Here is a 798-nt window from a genome sequence, read left to right on the forward strand (position 1 = left end):
TAGGGAGGATGGACGATCTCGCGCCAGCGGCCTCCGGTGAGCGTCTCGGTCGAGCGGCCGAACAGGTAATCGTAGTGGAGGTTCACGAAGACGACCTCGCCCGCGTCGTCCGTCATCCAGATCAGGGCCGGGGCGGAATCGGCCATGTGGCGGAAGCGCGCCTCGCTCTCGCGCAGGGCGGCGAGGCTGCGGCTCTGCTGGTCGAGGGCCTGGTCGCGCTCGGCGATGCGCCGGCGCAGGCTCTGAGAGGCGTCGGCCAGGGTATCGGCGAGCTGGCGGATCTCGCGGATCGGCGTCGAGACCCGCGGCACCGGCTGGCCGGCGGCGAGCGCCCCGCCCGCTTGCGCGAGCTGGCGCAGGGGCTCGGCGACCCGCGCCCACAGCTTCACCGCCAGGATCGACGACACCGCGAGCGCCAGGAGCCCGAACCCGCCGAAGGCCACGACCCAGTGGCGCAGGGGCGCCTCGACCTGCTGCTTGGGGATGCTGGCACCCACGGTCCAGCCCGCCGCCTTCGCGGTGGTCTCGACGTAGAGGACCGGCCGCCTTCGCCGGTCGACCCCCTCCCAGATGTTGGGGGCCCCGGTGGGGGAGCCGCGCAGGGCGGCCTGCATCGGCTGGCCGGCGAGGTTGGCATGGTCCTCCGAGCGGGCGAGCAGCAGGCCGTTGCGGTCGACGATCCCGGTGGTCCAGCCCGGGGCGAGGTCCTCGATCAGGATCTGATGCAGCCGCGCGACCGGCACCGTGACGCTGAGCACGTAGGCCGGCGCCCCCTCGATCATCACCGGCACCGCGACG

1 protein-coding gene is annotated in these 798 nt (G+C 73.6%); it reads right to left on the minus strand.

Going from position 1 to position 798, the window contains the following annotated elements:
- Positions 1-782, minus strand: a 782-nt coding sequence (locus VQ03_RS30240) for a PAS domain-containing protein (protein ID WP_245292255.1), incomplete at its 3' end; no start/stop codon positions are given.
- Between the last annotated feature and the right edge of the window lie 16 nt (positions 783-798).

The organism is Methylobacterium tarhaniae (genome assembly GCF_001043955.1).
Classification (GTDB): domain Bacteria; phylum Pseudomonadota; class Alphaproteobacteria; order Rhizobiales; family Beijerinckiaceae; genus Methylobacterium; species Methylobacterium tarhaniae.